The organism is Intestinibacillus massiliensis (genome assembly GCF_900155735.1).
In the GTDB taxonomy this organism is placed as follows: domain Bacteria; phylum Bacillota; class Clostridia; order Oscillospirales; family Butyricicoccaceae; genus Intestinibacillus; species Intestinibacillus massiliensis.
Window position 1 is genome coordinate 89,182 of record NZ_LT707055.1, and the last position, 18,907, is coordinate 108,088.

Here is an 18,907-nt window from a genome sequence, read left to right on the forward strand (position 1 = left end):
GGTCAGCGCCGAGCTGCTCACCCCGAACGAAGGGCAGCTGCTGCTGTCCGCATGTTCGGACGGCGCGCTCGCGGAGGTGCAGGAAGCGGACCGCGACCGGCTGCGGGCGGCGATCTTCCGATGCGCGATCCTCGGGGTCGCGACCTAGCGCGCCCGCACGGGCGGTGCGGCCCCATACGTAACATGGTAATCGATACAATCCCGGATAGAAAGGAAGAATGACTTATGAAATGCGAAAAATGCGGCAAGAACGAAGCCACCACCTATTATAAAGAGACCATCAACGGCCAGACCCGCGAAATGCACCTGTGCGCGGACTGCGCGGGGGGAATGCATATCGGCGCGGATTTTGAAAACGCTTTTGCAGGCATTGCAAATACCATGGGCAGCCTGTGGGGCGACCCGTTCCATCCCTTCCTGGGGAGCGGCTCCCTGTTCGGGAACATGCTGGGCGGCCTGCCTGCCGGCGGCCTGCTCGGGACGGAGCGCAAATGCCCGTCCTGCGGCATGACCGAATCCGAATTGCGGCGCACCGGCCGCGCCGGGTGCCCGGACTGCTACCATACCTTTGAGGATATTCTCACGCCGTACATCCGGCAGGTGCACGGCGCGGACAGCCACCTCGGCAGCAAGCCCCAAGACGAGGCCGCGCCGCCGGCCAACCCGGTGACCGAGCTCAAGGCCAAGCTGCAGGAGGCCATCCAGGGCGAAAACTATGAAGAAGCCGCGCGGCTGCGCGACGAAATCCGCAGATTGGAGGGGGAACAGAAATGAGTGCATTCCAGATTGAAGGCGGGTTCAGTGGCATCGTCGCCAGCTCCCGCGTACGTTTAGCCCGCAACGTGAAAGGCTATACTTATGGGCAGCAGCCCCCGGAAAAGCTCAAGGAAATCGCAGATAAGGTCTGGGAAGCCGTGGGCGCCGCCCCGGCGATCGCGGGCGAGTTCGACCGTCACCAGATCCGCCCCGGCCTGGCCGAGACGCAGCAGATGGTGGAAAACCACATCATCTCCCCGGCGCTTGCGCAGCGCGGCGGCTGGGTGGTCGTTTCCAAGGACGGCGGCGCGTCCATCATGATCGGCGAGGAGGACCATCTCCGCATCCAGGTCATGGGCAGCGGGCTGTGCCCGCGCGAATGCCTGGCCGAGGCGCAGCGCCTGGCCGCCCTGATTGAACATTCCGTCCCGATGGACTTTGACGAAAAGCTCGGGTACCTGACCGCCTGCCCGACTAACCTCGGCACCGGCCTGCGCGTGTCCGTCATGCTGCACCTGCCGATGCTGACCGCCGCCGGCGCGATGCAGAACGTGATCGGCTGGGCCGGCCGGCANTGTGCATAAGGCCGGGCAAACCGGAAAAAAGCAAACCGTAAATAACTAAAATCATATAAAAAAGCCCCTGAAAGGAGCGATGCAACATGTTTTTTCAAAATAGGTTTACAGAGCGCGCGGCAAACGCCATTTCCCTGGCGCAGGAAACCGCCGCGCAGATGGGCCACAGCTATGTAGGCTCGGAGCACATCCTGGCCGGCCTCGTGCGCGAGGGCGGCGGCGTGGCCTTTAAAGTGCTCGGCCAGTTCGGCGTGACCGAAGAAAAGGTGCTGGCGCAGATCGAAAAGTCGATCGGCCGCGGCCAGCCGGACAACACCGCCCCCCAGGGCATGACCCCGCGCACCAAGCGCATCGTGGAGCTTGCCATTTCGGTGGCCGCGCAGATGGGGCACAGCTACGTGGGAACCGAGCACTTGCTGATCGGCCTGATCCGCGAGGGGCAGAACGTCGCGCTCCAGCTGCTCGAGGGTATGGGCGTCGACGTCCAGAAGCTGTACCAGTCGCTGGCCGAGGCGGTCGGCGCGCAGGGCGGCGAGGCCGAAGGCGGCGAGCCCGCGCAGGGCGCGAAGGGCAGCACCAAGACGCTCGAGCAGTTCGGCCGCGACCTGACCAAGGCCGCGCGCGAGGGCAAGCTCGACCCGGTCATCGGCCGCGAGGAGGAAATCCAGCGCGTCATCCAGATTTTGAGCCGCCGCACCAAGAACAACCCCGCCCTCGTGGGCGACCCCGGCGTCGGCAAGACCGCCGTCGCGGAGGGGCTGGCGCAGCGCATCGTGGCGGGCGACGTGCCGGAAAACCTGAAAAACCGCCGCCTGATCGCGCTCGACCTGACGGGCATGATCGCGGGCACCAAGTACCGCGGCGAGTTCGAGGAGCGCATCAAGGCGATGATCGAGGAGCTGACGAACGCCAAGGACGTCATCCTCTTCATTGACGAGCTGCATATGCTGGTCGGCGCGGGCGCAGCCGAGGGCGCGGTCGACGCCGCGAACATCCTGAAGCCCGCCCTGTCGCGCGGCGAAATCCAGGTGATCGGCGCGACCACACTGGACGAATACCGCAAGCACATCGAAAAGGATTCCGCGCTCGAACGCCGCTTCCAGCCGGTCACGGTCGGCGAGCCCAGCCCGGAGGACGCGGTCAAAATCCTGCAGGGGCTGCGCGACCGCTATGAGGCGCACCACCGAATCAAGATTTCCGACGAGGCCATCCAGGCCGCGGTCAAGATGTCCGTGCGCTATGTCTCCGGCCGCCAGCTCCCGGACAAGGCGATCGACCTGATCGACGAGGCCGCGTCCCGCGTGCGCCTCAAGGCGATGACCGCGCCGCCCGACCTCAAGGACCTGGAGGATGAGCTTGCCGCGGTTTCCGCCCGCAAGGAGGAGGCCGTCAAGGCGCAGGAGTACGAGAAGGCCGCGAAGCTGCGCGACAAGGAAAGCGCGCTCAAGGGGGACATGGAAAACCGCCGCAAGGAGTGGCAGGACAGCCAGTCCAAGACGCACGGCGAGGTGACGGAGGAGGACATCGCAGAGGTCATCGCGGGCTGGACGGGCATCCCGGCCGCCCGGCTGACCGAGGACGAGTCCGAGCGCCTGCTGCACCTGGAGGACACGCTGCATGACCGCGTGATCGGCCAGGACGCCGCGGTAACCGCTGTGGCCAAGGCCATCCGCCGCGGCCGTGTCGGCCTGCGCGACCCCGGCCGCCCGATCGGCTCGTTTATCTTCCTCGGCCCCACGGGCGTGGGCAAGACCGAGCTGAGCAAGGCGCTCGCCGAGGCGCTGTTCGGCGACGAATCCGCCATGATCCGCGTCGATATGTCGGAATACATGGAGAAACACAGCGTTTCCAAAATGATCGGCTCGCCCCCGGGCTACGTCGGCTTCGACGAGGGCGGCCAGCTCACCGAAAAGGTGCGCCGCAAGCCCTATTCGGTCATCCTGTTCGACGAGATCGAGAAGGCGCACCCGGATGTGTTCAACATCCTGCTGCAAATCCTGGACGACGGCGTCCTGACCGACGCGCAGGGGCGCAAGGTGGACTTCAAAAACACCGTGATCATCATGACCTCCAACATCGGCGCGCACAAGATCACCGGCAAGCAGCGCAAGTCGCTGGGCTTCCAGGAGGGCGCCGGCAGCGAAGAGCAGACCTTTGAACAGATCAAGGAGCAGGTGATGGGTGACCTCAAGGAGGCGTTCCGCCCGGAGTTCCTCAACCGTGTGGACGATATCATCGTCTTCAACCGCCTGACCGAGGAGGAGATCGGCAAGATCGCCGCCGGTATGCTGGCGGGCGTGGCCGCGCGCATGACCGATATGGACATCGTGCTGCGCTGGAGCGACGCCGCCCGCGCGCATCTGGCAAAGGCGGGCTTCGACCCGGTATACGGCGCACGCCCGCTGCGCCGCGCCATCCAGTCGCAGGTCGAAGACCTGGTCGCGGAGGAAGTGCTTTCCGGCAAAATCCATGCGGGGCAGACCGTACTGCTCGACGAGCACGACGGCGGCCTGGTATTGGCGCCGCAGGCGGAGGCAGCCGCCGCGGAATAAGCGCCCCTCCCCATGCAAATTTGATAAACCTCCCAAAGCGCAGGGCGCCCGGGCTTCGGCCCGGCCCCTGCGCTTTTTTATGCGCCTTCCTACATTATATAATATAACTATTTTGCGGCGCGCCCCATGCGGCGTATCCCCCGCCCCGGCTTGACAGCCCCGCGGGACGTTGCTATAGTGGGGGTATTCACCGCATAAAATAGGGGAAAGAGGGTTTTTATGATGGATAGACAGGGAATTAAACGGCTGGTGCTGGCGGCGCTGTTCCTGGCGCTGGGGCTGGTGCTGCCTTCGGCGTTCCATATGGTCGGCGCAGGGCCGGTGTTCCTGCCGATGCACATCCCGGTGCTGTTGTGCGGCTTTGTCTGCGGCTGGCAGTACGGGCTGGCGGTCGGCCTGCTGACGCCGCTGCTGTCGTCGTTCACCGGCATGCCGCCGCTGTTCCCGACGGCCATTGCCATGATGTTCGAGTTGGGCGCGTACGGCTGCCTGACCGGCCTGCTGCGCCGCAAGCTGGGCTGCAACGTCTATGTCTCGCTCATCGCCGCAATGCTCGGCGGGCGCGCGGTCTCCGGCCTGGCAAACGCCGCGCTGATGGGCGTCGCGGGCAAGGCCTACGGGCTGACGGCCTTCCTGAGCGCCTCCTTCGTCACGGCGGTGCCCGGCATCGTCATCCAGGTGGTGCTGATCCCGCTCGTCGTGCTCGCGCTCGAGCGTACGGGGCTGGTTGCGCGGAGGCGTGCGCATTGAGCGCGTTTACCGCGCAGGCGCGCCGCTTTTTTGACGCGCTCGCGCCCGGCTGGGACGCGCGCTGCCAGCACGACCCGCGCAAGGTCGCGGCGATCGTGACGCTGGCCGGGATCCCGGCGGGCGGGCGCGTGCTCGATATCGCCTGCGGCACCGGCGTGCTCGAACCCGCCCTGCTGGAATGCGCGCCGCGGGAAATCCTGGCCGTCGACCTGTCGCCCGCCATGATCGCGGAGGCGCGGCGCAAGCTGTCCGACCCGCGCGTGCGCTTTGCCGCGTGCGACCTGTTCGAGCTGGCGGAAACCGGGTTCGACACGGCGGTCGCCTACAGCGCGTACCCCCACTTCCCGGACAAGGCGCGTTTTGCCGCGCACGTGGCCGGGCTGCTCCGGCCGGGCGGGCGGCTGCTGATCGCGCACAGCCAGGGGCGCGCCGCCATCAACGCGCACCATGAATCGGGCGCGGCGCGGGAGGTTTCCGTCGGGCTGCGCCCCGCGCGGGAGGAAGCCGAAGCGCTCCGGCCGTATTTTAGCCTCGATATCGTGGCGGATACGCCGGAAATCTACGTGCTTTCCGGGGTCTGCCGCGCCGCCGCCGGGGGATAAGAAAAAAAGACGCTGCAAGGGCCGCCCGCGGGGGCGGCCTTTTTTATGCCCGCTTTTGGATAAAACGCGGATAATCCCGTGGTACAATGGGATCAACATAAGGAAGGGGGGGACGCCATGCGGGTTTTGCTGGCGGAGGACGGCGTGCGCTTCACCGTCTCCCCCGCATAACGCCTTGCAAAAAGGTGCGCCGCCGCAGGATGTCCTGCACATCCTGCGGCGCGGCGACTTAAAATATGCAAATCCGTTCCATTTCACAAAAGCGCCTGATTATCGCTTATTACAGGAATTTTACAAACATTTTATGCATATAAACGAAAATGAAGCCGGGCGGATTGTCGAAAAAGCGCGCTGCGGTTTGAGATAAAAAACTTATTTCGTCAAAATGCACAATCGGAAAGTGGCAAATAGGTATATTCCCACAGTGGCGGGCAGTTGGACAAATATGTTATAATGTACTGCGTAAATAAGAGATTTTTGGGCAAAATGTCAAGGCAATGAAATGGAGGAGCACCACCTATGAAAAAGTATGTTTACATGTTCTCCGAAGGCAACGGCCAGATGCGCGAACTGCTGGGCGGCAAGGGCGCAAACCTGGCTGAGATGACCGGCCTGGGAATGCCCGTACCGCAGGGCTTCACGATCACGACGGAGGCATGCACCAGATATTATGAAGACGGCAAGACGATCTATCCGGATATCGAGGAGCAGATCATGGAGTTCCTGGACCGCCTCGAAAAGATGACCGGCAAAGCCCTGGGCAACCCGGACAGCCCGCTGCTGGTATCCGTGCGCTCGGGCGCGCGCGCGTCCATGCCCGGCATGATGGATACGATCCTGAACCTCGGCATGAACGACGGCGTGTGCGAAGCGGTCGCAAAGCTGACGAATAACCCGCGCTTTGCGCGCGATTCCTACCGCCGCTTTATCCAGATGTTCTCGGACGTCGTCATGGAGCTGCCGAAATCCTCCTTCGAGCAGTTTATCGACGAGGTCAAGGACAAGAAGGGCGTAAAGCACGATAACGAGCTGGACGCGGACGATATGGCGCAGCTCGTCGAGATGTTCAAGGCGCATTATAAGAAGTCGCTCGGCGAGGACTTCCCGCAGGACCCGAAGAAGCAGCTGATGGAGTCGATCCGCGCCGTGTTCCGCTCCTGGGATAACCCGCGCGCCAACACCTACCGCCGCATGAACGATATCCCGCACTCCTGGGGCACCGCGGTCAACGTGCAGTCCATGGTATTCGGCAACATGGGCGAGACCTCCGGCACCGGCGTGGCCTTCACGCGCAACCCGGCCACGGGCGAAAAGAAGCTGTACGGCGAGTTCCTGATGAACGCGCAGGGCGAGGACGTCGTCGCCGGCATCCGCACCCCGCAGCCGATCTCCACGCTGCAGGACATCATGCCCGAGGTTTACGAGCAGTTCGTCGACATTTCCAGCCGCCTGGAGCAGCACTACGGCGATATGCAGGACATGGAGTTCACGATCGAAAACGGCAAGCTCTACATGCTGCAGACCCGTAACGGCAAGCGCACCGCGCAGGCCGCGCTCAAGGTCGCGGTCGACCTGGTCGACGAGGGGCTGTGCACCCGCGAGCAGGCGATCATGAAGGTAGAGCCCAAGCAGCTCGACGCGCTGCTGCACCCGACGTTCGTACGCGCCGCGCTCGACGCCGCCACCCCGGTCACCACCGGCCTGCCCGCGTCCCCCGGCGCCGCCTGCGGCAAGGTGTATTTCACCGCGCAGGACGCCGTACAGGCGCATAAGGTCGGCGAAAAGGTCGTCCTGGTGCGCCAGGAGACCTCCCCGGAGGATATCGACGGCATGGCCTCCGCCGAAGGCGTCATGACGGCACGCGGCGGCATGACCTCGCACGCGGCGGTCGTCGCGCGCGGCATGGGCACCTGCTGCGTCGCGGGCTGCAACGAGATCCGCGTCTCCGAAGCGGATAAGACGATCACGATCGGCGATACCGTCATCCGCGAGGGCGAGTATATCTCCCTGGACGGCTCGACCGGCAACGTATACCTCGGCCAGATTGCCACCCAGGAGGCCGAGCTGACCGGCGACTTCGGCCGCTTCATGGGCTGGGCGGACGAAATCCGCACCCTGCACGTCCGCACGAACGGCGACACGCCGCGCGACGCGACGCAGGCGCGCAAGTTCGGCGCGGAAGGCATCGGCCTGTGCCGCACCGAGCACATGTTCTTTGAAACCGACCGCATCAAGGCCGTACGCGAGATGATCGTGTCCGAGACCACGGAGCAGCGCAAGAAGGCGCTGGCCAAGATCCTGCCGATGCAGCGCGGCGACTTTGAGGCGATTTACCGCGCGATGGGCGGCCTGCCGGTCACCATCCGCCTGCTCGACCCGCCGCTGCATGAGTTCCTGCCGCAGGAAGAGGCGGATATCCGTGAGCTGGCCGCGGACATGGGCCTGACCTATGAGAAGCTGGAAGACGTCGTGCACGACCTGCACGAGTTTAACCCGATGCTCGGCACCCGCGGCTGCCGCCTGGCGATCCTGTATCCGGAAATCGCCGAAATGCAGACCGAGGCCATCATCTCCGCCGCCATCAACGTGTGGAAGCAGGACGGCCTGAAGATCACCCCGGAAATCATGGTGCCGCTGGTCTCGGATATCAAGGAGCTGCGGTTTGTCAAGAAGCGCATCAAGTCTGTGGCCGATCGCCTGATCGAGGAAGCCGGCATCAACATGAAGTATATGGTCGGCACGATGATCGAGACCCCGCGCGCCGCGGTGACGGCGGGCGAGATCGCGGAGGAGGCGGAGTTCTTCTCCTTCGGCACGAACGACCTGACCCAGATGACCTATGGCTTCAGCCGCGACGATATCGGCAAGATCCTCGAGCGCTACTTCGAGGAAAAGATCCTCGAGTCCGACCCGTTTGCCCGCCTTGACCAGGACGGCGTGGGCAAGCTCGTCAAGATGGCGGTCGACGCGGGCCGCGAGACCCGCCCGTCCATCAAGCTCGGCATCTGCGGCGAGCACGGCGGCGACCTTTCCTCCGTCGAGTTCTGCCATAACGTCGGCCTCAACTATGTATCCTGCTCGCCCTTCCGCGTCCCGATCGCCCGCCTCGCGGCGGCGCAGGCCGCGGTCAAGAACCCGAGATAAGGCCTTATCCGGAAAAGGTGCATACCTATGCCGCAAACCCGCCCATAGCCAGGTTTTGTTCCTTAGGTGTCATCTATCATGTATCCAAGGTGTGCCATGGTTCCTGTTTTGGAATCCATGGCACACCTTTTTGCTGCAGCCTGGCAGCTATTTGGCTTGGATATACATCCAGTTGTCTTTCCGGGCGTAAAGCGGGGCTGGCACCCAGTTGGCCAACTTGACGCGTTCCCATGCGGCCTGATTGGCTGCCATAATCGGTATGTCGACAAAATAACGCAAATGATGTATAATTAAGTTACAATACAATCCGTTAATATTTGCAAGGTGGAACCTTATTCATGGAAAATAGCTTCTTTAATGAAAATACATTGGACGACCTGCTGGATGAAATAGAATATGTTTACCTTTCGGACAACCGGCCCTGGATTATCGGGTACAGCGGGGGGAAGGACTCCACGGTCGTTGTCCACCTGGTCTATTCCATGCTCCTCCGCCTGGATCCTGGCAAGCGGGCAAAGCATGTCTATGTGGTCTCTTCAGATACCATGGTGGAAAACCCGCTGATTAAGGCGTATCTCTCTGAGATGCTGGACTCCCTGAATGCCGCTTCGGCAAAAAGCGGGCTCCCGCTAACTGCCCACCCGGTCCGTCCGGAGCCGGGAAATACCTTTTGGGCCAATATTATTGGGCGTGGGTTTCCCACGCCCAATTTGAATGGGCGCTTCCGCTGGTGCACCGACCGCCTCAAGATAGACCCGAGCGGAAAGTTCATAGAGGACGTCATCCGCAGGGAAAACAAAGAAGTCGTTGTCTTGCTTGGCGTCCGCAAGGCGGAAAGCATTGCGCGGAAGCGCCGCATTGAGGGTAGGGAGATCATGGGGCGCCTCTTGAACCGGCATGAATCGATCAAAAAGGCGTTTGTCTACCCGCCGATCGTAGAGCTTACCACAAACGACGTATGGAAGATCCTGTTGTCAAATGACCGGTGCACCGCGTGGGGCGGGGATAATTCAAAACTGGTAAACCTCTATACGGACGCCGATGGCGAATGCCCCTTCGCCGGCATTTCCAGCAAGGATGAACAGCAGCAGTCCTGTGGCAATTCCCGCTTCGGCTGCTGGGTCTGTTCCGTTGTGAAGGAGGACAAATCGTTAAATGGGTTCATCCGTTCCGGGCATCGGGAATTGATCCCGCTGCAACAGTTCCGGCAATGGCTGATTGATTTGCGGTGGGTGCCGGGCAAACGTGAAAACAAGATGCGCGGCGGCCGTATTTACTATACAAAGGACGGCGATTTGGGCTACGGCCCCTTCACTTGGGAGGCGCGGCAGGAAATACTGACAGAGCTGCTACAGCTCCAAAAGCGTATAGGTTACGAGCTGATTACCATTGGGGAGCTCCGGGCAATCGACGCCATTTGGGATGAAGAGCTTGACCTGTCCCGGCGCACCTTGGTAGAGCTTTATTACCGTGTTACGGGGGACAAGCTCCCCTGGCACGACCTGAAAGCGCCGCTGCTGGACAGCGCCGCCGTCTCTGAAGTGGAAAACTATGCGGCGCGCTATGATATACCCATAAGCCTGATCCGCGACATGATTCTTGCGGCTGAAAAGAACAAGTATTTCTCCAACGCCAAGCTGCTCCGTAATGCCCTGGATAAAGCGGTAACCCAGCACTATTTATTCGAAGACAGATTGAGGGATTACATTTATGAGAATTGACCGGATTGAGCTTTACAATATTAGTTCGTATTCCGGCGCCCATACGTTGGATTTTACCGTCAAGGGGGCGCGCAATATCATCCTGATCGGCGGGCAGAACGGTACGGGCAAGACGTCGCTGTTTACAGCCATCAAGCTCGCCCTGTATGGGCCGCTTTGCTTCCGGTTCCAAAGTAAGAACAACCAGTATACGGCGCGGGTCAAGGAACTGATCAGCCACGACGCCTTTGCCCAGGAAAAAGTCCGCGCATATATTGAAATCGGGATTGAACTGCCCCGCGATGGGGTGATGGTCCAGTATACCATACGCAGGGCGTGGGCTTATGAGGATCAAAAGCTTTCGGAACAGGATTTTGTCTGGGAAAACGGGAAACTTCTCGAAGACCAGGAACTGGACTTCTTCCAGAACTACCTTTACCATGTCATCCCGCCCAACATCTTCGACTTCTTCTTTTTTGACGGTGAGGAGATTGCGGGTTTCTTCAGTTCCCCAAGCTACCGTTCCTATTTAAAAGAGGCCGTCCTCACGTTGGACCATTACGACACGTTTGACTTGATCCAGAAATTCTGCCGCCGGTATGCGGTTGGGGAGGATGAGCAGGTACGTGCGCAGCAGCAGCGGGAGGAGTATGAAGCGGTCTGCAACGAGTTGGACCAGGCGGATACGGTCAGGCAGGAACGCGCGCTGCGGATCGGGGAGTTGGAGGCGCGTTGGCAACAATGCATCCAGGAACGCATGGACCTGGAGAGCAAATTCCAGAAAAAAGGCGGCATCCTCCAAGGGGAACAGGATATCCTGAGCAAGCAGCTGGCGGTACTCGAGCGGAGGCGCGACCAGATTAACCTGTCCCTCAAAAGCTTTGTAGAGGAAATGGATGCGCTGGTGCTGACGGCGCCAGTGGCAGGACGCCTACGCAAGCAGCTGGCATTAGAACAGAAAATGCAGCAGTACCGGGTTGTTGCTGCGCAGTTGTCCCCAGCGCGGATGCAGGACGCGCTTTCCGGGTTGCTTCCAGAATTCGGCGTTGAACGCGGGGAGGAATTCATCCAGTCGCTGTCCAGGGTGCTGACCGACTCGCTCAAAACGGGTATCGACCCGGAACACTTCACCTTTCTGCACGATTTGTCCCAGGAACAGCGCGATACGGTGGGTGAGGTTTTAACGCGCCTGGAGCGGTTCCAGAGTGAAGGAATTGTCCGCCAGATCGAGGAAAAGGACAGCTTGAACCAAAAGGCAGCTGGGATCCGCAAAACGCTGGAAAGCGCCCCTTCCGCGGAAGAACTGCGGGCATATGAGGAAAAAATTGCGTGCCTAAAGGAAGCTGAGGCGCAATTCCAGGCCAGCCTGGAGGCGGAAAGGCAGCAGGAAGAAGAATATGCGGAGAAATTGGAAAGACTGGAGGCTAGGCGGAAGTCCTTGCGCGTTGCGCTGGTCGGTGCAACCAGGCGGATCGATGCGCTGCAATATACCGAGCGCATCAACGTCATGATGCAGGATATGGTTTCCGCACTCCTGGCGCGTAAACGCAGGGAAATTGAAGCGGAAACGCTGCGCCTTTCCAAAGAGATCTTGCGGAAGGAACATTTTATAGACTTAATCGAACTGGACGAGCAATTTGGGTTCGCGCTTTACCGGCAACAACCGTACAGTTTTGAAGAACTCGCGGCGCTGTTTAGCAATATTGGCGCGGACGATTTGGCGCACCGGATTGGTACGCGCGGCGTATCCGCGCTGTTGGGATACTTCCAGGTTGATTCCGTGGCATCGCTCAAAAAAATCTTCCGCCGGGAAAAAGGGCAGGCGACGCTTTATGATGGGAAAACTTTTGCGCTCTACAAGCGTATTGAATTCCAGCAGCTGTCAAAGGGCGAGAAGCAGATTTTTATCCTGTCCCTCTATTGGGCGATCATAAAGGCTTCGGGGCGAGACATCCCGTTTGTCATTGATACCCCTTTCGCCCGGATCGATACGGAACACCGGGAGCAGATTGCGGAAAAGATGTTCCCAAGCATCAGCGGCCAGGTCATTATCCTTTCAACCGACGAGGAGATCACGCCGCCCTACTACAGTACGCTGCGCCCCTATATCGCACAGGAATACACCTTGACCTACAATGAGCAGGCCGGGCAGACCGAAGTCTCGCCGGGCTATTCCTTTGGAGGTAGTAACGCATGATTTTTAAACTCAAGCTTTCGCAGCAGACAAATAATATTTTTAAGGCGCTGGATCACCGTATGGGGCTTAAACCATACACGCTAGTAAAACATGCGATCGCCTGGTCCGTCCGGGAGACGCAGCCCCTATCCCCCCAGGACTTTGAAACCGATTCCTTGGGCATGGAGCTTAACCGTCAAACGATTACCGGGAACTACGACGTGTATTTCAAAGCGGTCATTGAACAGTATGAGCAGCGCAAGCTCTCGGAAGACGAGTATTTCCCCCGCTATGTCAAGGCGCATATCGACCGGGGGGCGCAGATCCTCAACGCGATGATGAACCATGCCGGATCGTTGGAGCGTTATATCTTAAAGAGCTTGGGTGTGGGTGATACGGTATGATTTATCTCGATCACTGCGCAACCACGCCGGTGTCCCGGCAGGTCTACGCGGCAATGGCGCCCTACCTCACAGAGGAATACGGGAACCCCTCCAGCAAGTATTATGGCCAAGCTGTCCGCGCCCGGGAGGCGGTGGAGTGCGCCCGGGAACAGGTGGCCGGCCTGATCCATGCCAAGCCGGAAGAGATCGTTTTTACCTGCGGCGCGACCGAAAGCAACAACACGATTATCAAGGGCATTGCCGATTACCGGAAATATTATGAGCGACGCGGGGACCACCTCATCACATCCCGTGTCGAGCACCATGCGGTACTAAATACCTGCCGCTTCCTAAATGGTGAGATTTACTCAAACGACGACGACACCTTCACGCTTGATCAGTCGCACCCCACGGTGGACAGGGGGTTTTCCGTTACATTCCTGGATGTGAATGCGTATGCCCAGGTGGAAACGGGAGCCCTGGAGGCTGCCATCCGCCCGGGGACGACGCTGGCCACGATCCTTTGGGGCAATAATGAAATCGGGTCGCTCAATGACATTGTATCCCTTGGGGCGGCCGCACAAAAGCACGGTGTCTTTTTCCATTCAGACGCCACACAGGTGCTGGGGAAACTCCCCATCGACGTGCGCAGCCTCCCGGTGGACGCGCTCTCATTTTCCGCGCATAAGCTGAACGGCCCCAAAGGGGTGGGGGCGCTTTACGTGCGTACCGACGAATTTGGGTTAATGCCGCCGTTTTCCTCGCTGATGCATGGAGGGGAACAGGAAAACGGCATCCGGGGCGGGACGTTGTGCGTCCACAATATTGTCGGCTTTGGGAAGGCGGCTGAGCTCGCCGCCTCGCACCTAGAAAACAGGTTGGAAAGGATGCGGGCACTGGATCGCGAGATCCGCGGGCTGCTACAAAGCAATAAAAATATTGAATTGCTTGGCGACCCGGAACATCATATCCCGGGCATCTTCAGCATAGTCGTCGGGGACACCTTCTTTAACAATGAACAGTTCTTAAAGCAAATCGGCGATGAAATCGCCGCGTCTGCCGGTTCCGCCTGTTCTGCGGGGGAACCTTCCCATGTACTCCAAGCAATTGGGCGCGGGCGGCAGACGGGGCAGGTGCTGAGGCTTTCCCTTGGCCCCGACAGCAAGGCGTCCGATGTGGAAGCGCTCCTTGCGCGTCTTTTCCCACGTTGATTGCAAAACCTGTCGCAATTTGTATTTAAGCCGTCCCAACAGGGAGTATATCCGGGCGCGCTGCCAAAAATCCAAGGATTTGCGGCAGCGCGCCCTATTTTGCGTGATATTATGGACATTTTACCGGCATCATAGTAAAATAAAATAATTCCGGGGCGGCGCCGTGGGATGAGATGACGGGTTTACGGGGATGGGTGAATGTTGAGGTTAAAGGCTTCCTTCTGGTCGAAGGTTTTACTCGCAGCAGTTACGATATTGATCTTCGCGGCTTGCGCCGTGCTGGTATGGAATACGGCCAGGCTCCAGCGGGAGGCCGACGCGCAGACCCGGCGCTATGTGTCCGGCTTTTCGGCGCAGCTCGCCCAGGCCGTCGACGACCGGCTGGCGCAGAACATCCTGGTTTTGGGGTCGATCAGCAACAGCCTGCTCCAGATCGATAGCGGCCAGCCCGCAGCTCCGTTCGTTTATGGAACGCAAGGCGCGGACGCTCGGGTTTTCCGGCCTGGCCGTGATGGGCACGGACGGGCGGGACGGAATCCATCTTCTTCGGCGACAAGGGCATCGAGCGGGTCAAGGGATCCATCCGGGAGATGTACAGGCTGGGCTTTGCGTGCTCGCTGGACGATTTCGGCTCCGGCTACTCCTCTCTCGGGCTGCTGATGGAGTTCGACGTGGACGCGATCAAGCTGGACCGCAGGTTCTTTAAGGACATGGGCAACGCCAAGATGCGCGACCTGATCGCCTCCCTCCTGGAGCTGGCGCGCAAGATCGGCGTGCAGACGGTTGCCGAGGGCATCGAGACCCCGGAGCAGCTCGCCCTGCTGCGGGAGCTGGGGTGCGACCTGATCCAGGGGTATATCTACGCAAAGCCCTTGCCGGTGCCGGATTTTGAAGCCTGGCGCCGCGGGAACGGTCCCTGACGCAAGGGGGGCGCGGCCTCATACGTGCAAAAATGCGGCCGCCCTTTACGGGCCGCCGCGTTTTTGTTATACTGAATGTAAAAGCAGGCAAGAATATAGGGGGCATGGGCGGCAGGCCGGGGTGTTTTGTAAAAATTAAGAAAACACGGTCTGGCGAATATATGAGCAGTATGGTATACTATGTGCGGTAACGTATTAAATCCCGAAAGCACGCCGTTTGGATACGGCGCGGTATCAACCCCATAGAGCAAAGGAGTACGCATGAAGGGAATCCTTTTGGCGGCGGGCAAGGGCACCCGCTTATACCCGATGACGCTGCCGGTCTGCAAGCCGCTGTTGCCGGTTTATGATAAGCCGCTGATCTATTACCCGCTGGCCGCGCTGCTGCAGGCCGGCATCCGCGATATTATGATCATCATCCCGCCCGGGGAGGAAGCGCTGTTTACCCGCCTGTTCGGGGACGGCAGCCGCCTGGGCGTGCACATCAGCTATGCGGTGCAGCCCGTGCCGCGCGGCATTGCGGATGCATTCCTGATTGCGGAGGGCTTTATCGGGGACGATTCGGTCTGCCTCGTGCTCGGGGACAACATCTTCCACGAGCAGGACCTGATCGGCAAGCTGGCCAAAGCGCGCGCCAACACCACGGGCGCGACCGTGTTCGGCTACTATGTGGACGACCCCCGCGCGTTCGGCGTGGTCGAGTTCGACGAGACCGGCCGCGCGATCAGCATTGAGGAAAAGCCGCGCTTCCCGAAATCCAATTATATCGTCCCCGGCCTGTATTTTTACGACAACCGCGTCGTGTCGGTGGCCAAGACCCTGCGCCCCTCGGCGCGCGGCGAGCTGGAGATTACCGACGTGAATAACCACTATTTGCAGCAGGGCGAACTGAACGTCGTCACGCTCGACCGCGACTTCCTGTGGCTGGACGCGGGCACGGCGGACAACCTGCTGTCCTCCTCGCAGGCGGTCAAGCGCGTGCAGGACGAGAGCGGGCGCTATATCGCCTGCATCGAGGAGATCGCATACCGCAGCGGCTTTATCACCGCGGAACAGGTGCATGAGCAGGGGCTTTTGCAGAGCAAGACGCTGTACGGGCAGTACCTGATGTGCATTTAAAAATAAAGGCATAAAGGAGCAGACGGAAACCATGGCAGTTTATACCGAAACCAAAACATACCGCACCAAGGCGCACATGGGGATGATCGACGTGACCGAGGATTTCCAGGCCGCGGTCAGCGCCGCGGTGGCGCAGTACGGCGTCCACAGCGGCATTATCACGGGCTTCACGACCGGCGGCGTCGCCGGCCTGACGACGCTCGAGTTTGAGCCGGGCATGGTGTACCATGACCTCAAGGCCGCAATGGACATATTTTCCCCCTATACCGACGAGACCGGCCGCGTGATCCACTACCACCATCACGAGACCTGGCATGACGACAACGGCTCCTCCCATATCAAGGCCGCGCTGCTGTCGCCGTTCATCACGATCCCGTTTGTCAACGGCAAGCTGACGATCGGCCCGTGGCAGAACCTGACCCTGGTCGAGTGCGACACGCGCGACCGCACGCGCGACGTGGTGTTCCAGGTCATGGGCGAATAATCCGCATAAAAAAAGAAGCATCCGGGCTTTCCGGGTGCTTCTTTTTTATTTGGCTTCGGAGATGGAGAGCAGCAGCTTGGCGAATTCCGCGCGCGTGACAGGCGCCTGCGGCGTAAGCCGCCCGTTCGAGCCGGTGATAAGCCCCTTCTGCACACAGAATGCGGCGGCCTCGCGGCGGTTGGCCGGGATGGACACGGTATCGGAATAGCGCGCCAGCGACCGCATGACCTGCAGGTCGCTCAGCGCGCCCTTGCCGTCCCGGCGCACGGTGTTGGCGGCAAGCTGCATAACGTCCGCGCGGGGCAGGGCGGCGTCCCAGTTTTGGGCTTCCAGGCCGCCGAGCAGGCCGGCTTCATAGGCCGCGCCGACTTCGGGCGCGTACCATTCCCCGCTGTCCAGGCCGGGCATCGTACCCGGCGCCAGCCCAAGCGCGCGCGTCAGGGAAGCGGCGGCCTCGCAGGCGAGCACCGGGCGGTCGGGTTCAAACCGTCCGCCGCTGCCGGTCATCAGGCTGCGGGCCGCGGCGTTTTCGATGTACTCATACGCCCAGTGGGTTGCCGGCACGTCAGTAAACCGCTGCACGGGCGCGGCCTCGGCCACAACGTCGGGGACGGTGGCTTCCGCGGCCTTCGCGGCGGACGGGGACAGCGCGCGGTAGCAGGCGCTGTCGGTGTCGATCACGTCCCAGATGCTGTTGTAGGGAATCTCGGCGGTTTCCGCGCGGGCGGGGGAGGACTGCGTCGCCGCGACGTTGCGGAACAGCGTCAGGTGGTCGCCCGCCATGCGTACATAGTCATAGGAGGAAAAGCGCGCGGGGAGCTGGGCGGAAAGCGCGCTTTCATAGCCCGGGAGCAGCAGGTTGCCGGTGACGGTGTAGCGCTGCCCGGTGCTGAAATCGAGCGCGATGCTGTCGTTCCAAAGGGTCGCGCCCTCGCCCAGGCCGAGCGTCGCGTCCGCATAGACCACGAGCACGCGGCCGTAAAACGCAAAGCCGTAGTCGCCGACCAGGGACTGGCGGCGCGCGGCGTCCGAAGGGCCGTCCAGGAAGAACTTTTCGATCGCGGAATTGACCTTCGCCTGCACGGCGGCGTCCTTCATGCCGGTGAACTGCGGGTAGGACAGGTGCCAGCCGTATTCCGTGCCGTCCTTCTGCGTGCCGACGTAGCGCTCGTACTTGCGGGTCTCGACCTGCACGCCGCCGTCAAGCTGGTAAACGCGCGCGGGGGCGTAGAGCACCTTGCCGTCGGACAGGCGGATGTACTGGCGGCTGCCGTCCACCGTGACCGCGGCGACGTCGCCGCTCACGATCTCCGGGTTTTCCGCGCCGTCGATCTTGCGGCTGAACACGCCGTTTTTGTTGAAAAACATCACGCCGCCATCCATGGTGCCGTGCCACGACAGGCCGAACCGGAAGGTCTCAAAGCCGCCCACATAGGTATCGGTATAATAGATGCGTGTGCCGTTCGCGTCGATCGCGAGCACCTCGCCGTTTTCACCGCGCGCCGCGTACACGCCCTCGCCCATATAGGAGAGGTAGTAATACTGCGGCTCGACGGATACGTTTTCCTTCGGGGTGATGATGCCCCATTTGTTGCCCTGCTTGACCATGGCGTAGCCGTCGTCGTGGTAGGGGCTGATCTCCTGATAGATCATTTCGCTCAGGTAATCGCCCTCGGACAGCGAGTACAGCCGCATCGCGCCGCCGTCGCGCAGGATCGCGAGGTCGCCCGCGTAGATGGACAGGTACGCCGCGTCGCCCGGCAGGGGGGTGAGCGTCCCGTTCTGCGACAGCACGGCATAGGCGCCGTCGGCTTTGCGCACGAGCGCGCGGCCGTTTACGAAATCGCCCGCCTCGGCGAACTGCGCCGGGATGCCCATCGAACCGTCGCGCAGGGCGTAGCCCCACAGGCCGTTTTCCCGCACGCGCAGGAACCCGTCCTCAAAAAAGCCGACCCCGGCGGGGAACACGGTATCGTACGGCGTGCCGTCGTGCGCGAAGAAGAGCGTCCGCCCGGCGTAGTGGAAGGCGACCGCCTCCGCGTTGAAGTCGACCGACTGGGGCGTCTCCTGGTAGGCGATGACCTGGCGGCCGGTAGCGTCGATCACGCCGGTCTGCCCCTGCGCGTTCTGGACGGCGGCAAGGCCATATTCATTAAATACGCCGGCCTCGGCATAGAAAAAGCCGATCGGCTGGCCACCCGACTCGTCCATATAGCCCCAGCGGGCGACCCCGTCCTCGCCGACGGTCTCGACCGGGAACAGCGTCGGCCCGGCGGCCGCGGCGGTGGTAAACAGCAGCATCAGCGGGAGCAATACTGCAAATAGGTATTTCTTCATGGCATTCATCCCTATATATAGATTTCCTGTTAACCCAAGTATAGCGAGAATTGGATGGCACGGCAACCATACCGGGGCAATTGAAACGAGAATGAAACATTACGGCGCGGGAAATGGGCGAAATTGCCTAATTTTTGAAACTGTGCGCCCGGGAAATAGCGCGGGGAGGGGGCGCGGCCGGGCGCATACATTGTATGG

General features: G+C 61.0%; 15 protein-coding genes. 14 read left to right on the top strand and 1 reads right to left on the bottom strand.

From position 1 onward, the window contains the following. Nucleotides 1-13: 13 nt before the first annotated feature. The 14 genes from CZ203_RS15445 (at nt 14) to CZ203_RS05070 (ending at nt 16,372) form a co-directional block, all read left to right on the top strand. Entirely contained in the window at nt 14-148 is a 135-nt protein-coding gene (locus tag CZ203_RS15445) for a hypothetical protein (RefSeq protein WP_407927705.1), read from the top strand. Nucleotides 149-225: 77 nt separating this feature from the next. After that, on the top strand, nt 226-774 hold the full coding sequence (locus CZ203_RS05005) for a UvrB/UvrC motif-containing protein (protein WP_087065071.1): 549 nt from the start codon (nt 226-228) through the stop codon (nt 772-774). Between the two features lie 215 nt (nt 775-989). Continuing rightward, entirely contained in the window at nt 990-1,340 is a 351-nt protein-coding gene (locus tag CZ203_RS15590; protein WP_456236186.1) for a hypothetical protein, read from the top strand. Nucleotides 1,341-1,417: 77 nt separating this feature from the next. After that, on the top strand, nt 1,418-3,883 hold the full coding sequence (locus tag CZ203_RS05015) for an ATP-dependent Clp protease ATP-binding subunit (RefSeq protein WP_087065073.1): 2,466 nt from the start codon (nt 1,418-1,420) through the stop codon (nt 3,881-3,883). A 222-nt stretch (nt 3,884-4,105) separates the two neighbouring features. Next, nucleotides 4,106-4,633: an ECF transporter S component gene (locus CZ203_RS05020; RefSeq protein WP_087065100.1), complete on the top strand. Its 528-nt coding sequence runs from the start codon at nt 4,106-4,108 to the stop codon at nt 4,631-4,633. Continuing rightward, nucleotides 4,630-5,235 (top strand): class I SAM-dependent methyltransferase, encoded by a 606-nt coding sequence (locus CZ203_RS05025; RefSeq protein WP_087065074.1) that lies wholly within the window; start codon nt 4,630-4,632, stop codon nt 5,233-5,235. The genes CZ203_RS05020 and CZ203_RS05025 overlap by 4 nt, the downstream gene beginning before the upstream one ends. 519 nt (nt 5,236-5,754) lie before the next feature. After that, on the top strand, nt 5,755-8,379 hold the full coding sequence (gene ppdK / locus CZ203_RS05035) for a pyruvate, phosphate dikinase (RefSeq protein WP_087065076.1): 2,625 nt from the start codon (nt 5,755-5,757) through the stop codon (nt 8,377-8,379). A 338-nt stretch (nt 8,380-8,717) separates the two neighbouring features. Next, nucleotides 8,718-10,100, top strand: a complete 1,383-nt coding sequence (dndC, locus tag CZ203_RS05040) for a DNA phosphorothioation system sulfurtransferase DndC (RefSeq protein WP_087065077.1) — start codon at nt 8,718-8,720, stop codon at nt 10,098-10,100. Further along, entirely contained in the window at nt 10,090-12,276 is a 2,187-nt protein-coding gene (locus CZ203_RS05045) for an AAA family ATPase (RefSeq protein ID WP_087065078.1), read from the top strand. Before dndC ends, CZ203_RS05045 begins: the two co-directional genes overlap by 11 nt. Further along, a complete protein-coding gene (locus tag CZ203_RS05050; protein ID WP_087065079.1) occupies nt 12,273-12,659 on the top strand; it encodes a DndE family protein in 387 nt (128 codons plus the stop codon). Before CZ203_RS05045 ends, CZ203_RS05050 begins: the two co-directional genes overlap by 4 nt. Beyond that, the gene (locus CZ203_RS05055; protein ID WP_087065080.1) at nt 12,656-13,849 is read left to right on the top strand and encodes a cysteine desulfurase family protein; all 1,194 of its coding nucleotides are present in this window, start codon (nt 12,656-12,658) and stop codon (nt 13,847-13,849) included. Before CZ203_RS05050 ends, CZ203_RS05055 begins: the two co-directional genes overlap by 4 nt. Nucleotides 13,850-14,439: 590 nt before the next feature. Further along, on the top strand, nt 14,440-14,769 hold the full coding sequence (locus CZ203_RS05060) for an EAL domain-containing protein (protein ID WP_087065081.1): 330 nt from the start codon (nt 14,440-14,442) through the stop codon (nt 14,767-14,769). Nucleotides 14,770-15,030: 261 nt separating this feature from the next. After that, the gene (rfbA, locus tag CZ203_RS05065; RefSeq protein WP_087065082.1) at nt 15,031-15,888 is read left to right on the top strand and encodes a glucose-1-phosphate thymidylyltransferase RfbA; all 858 of its coding nucleotides are present in this window, start codon (nt 15,031-15,033) and stop codon (nt 15,886-15,888) included. Between the two features lie 31 nt (nt 15,889-15,919). Then, the gene (locus tag CZ203_RS05070) at nt 15,920-16,372 is read left to right on the top strand and encodes a YjbQ family protein (protein WP_087065083.1); all 453 of its coding nucleotides are present in this window, start codon (nt 15,920-15,922) and stop codon (nt 16,370-16,372) included. Nucleotides 16,373-16,417: 45 nt separating this feature from the next. On the opposite strand, the gene CZ203_RS05075 is transcribed toward CZ203_RS05070, so the two are convergent. Beyond that, nucleotides 16,418-18,709, bottom strand: a complete 2,292-nt coding sequence (locus CZ203_RS05075) for a WG repeat-containing protein (RefSeq protein WP_159456372.1) — start codon at nt 18,707-18,709, stop codon at nt 16,418-16,420. Nucleotides 18,710-18,907 lie beyond the last annotated feature (198 nt).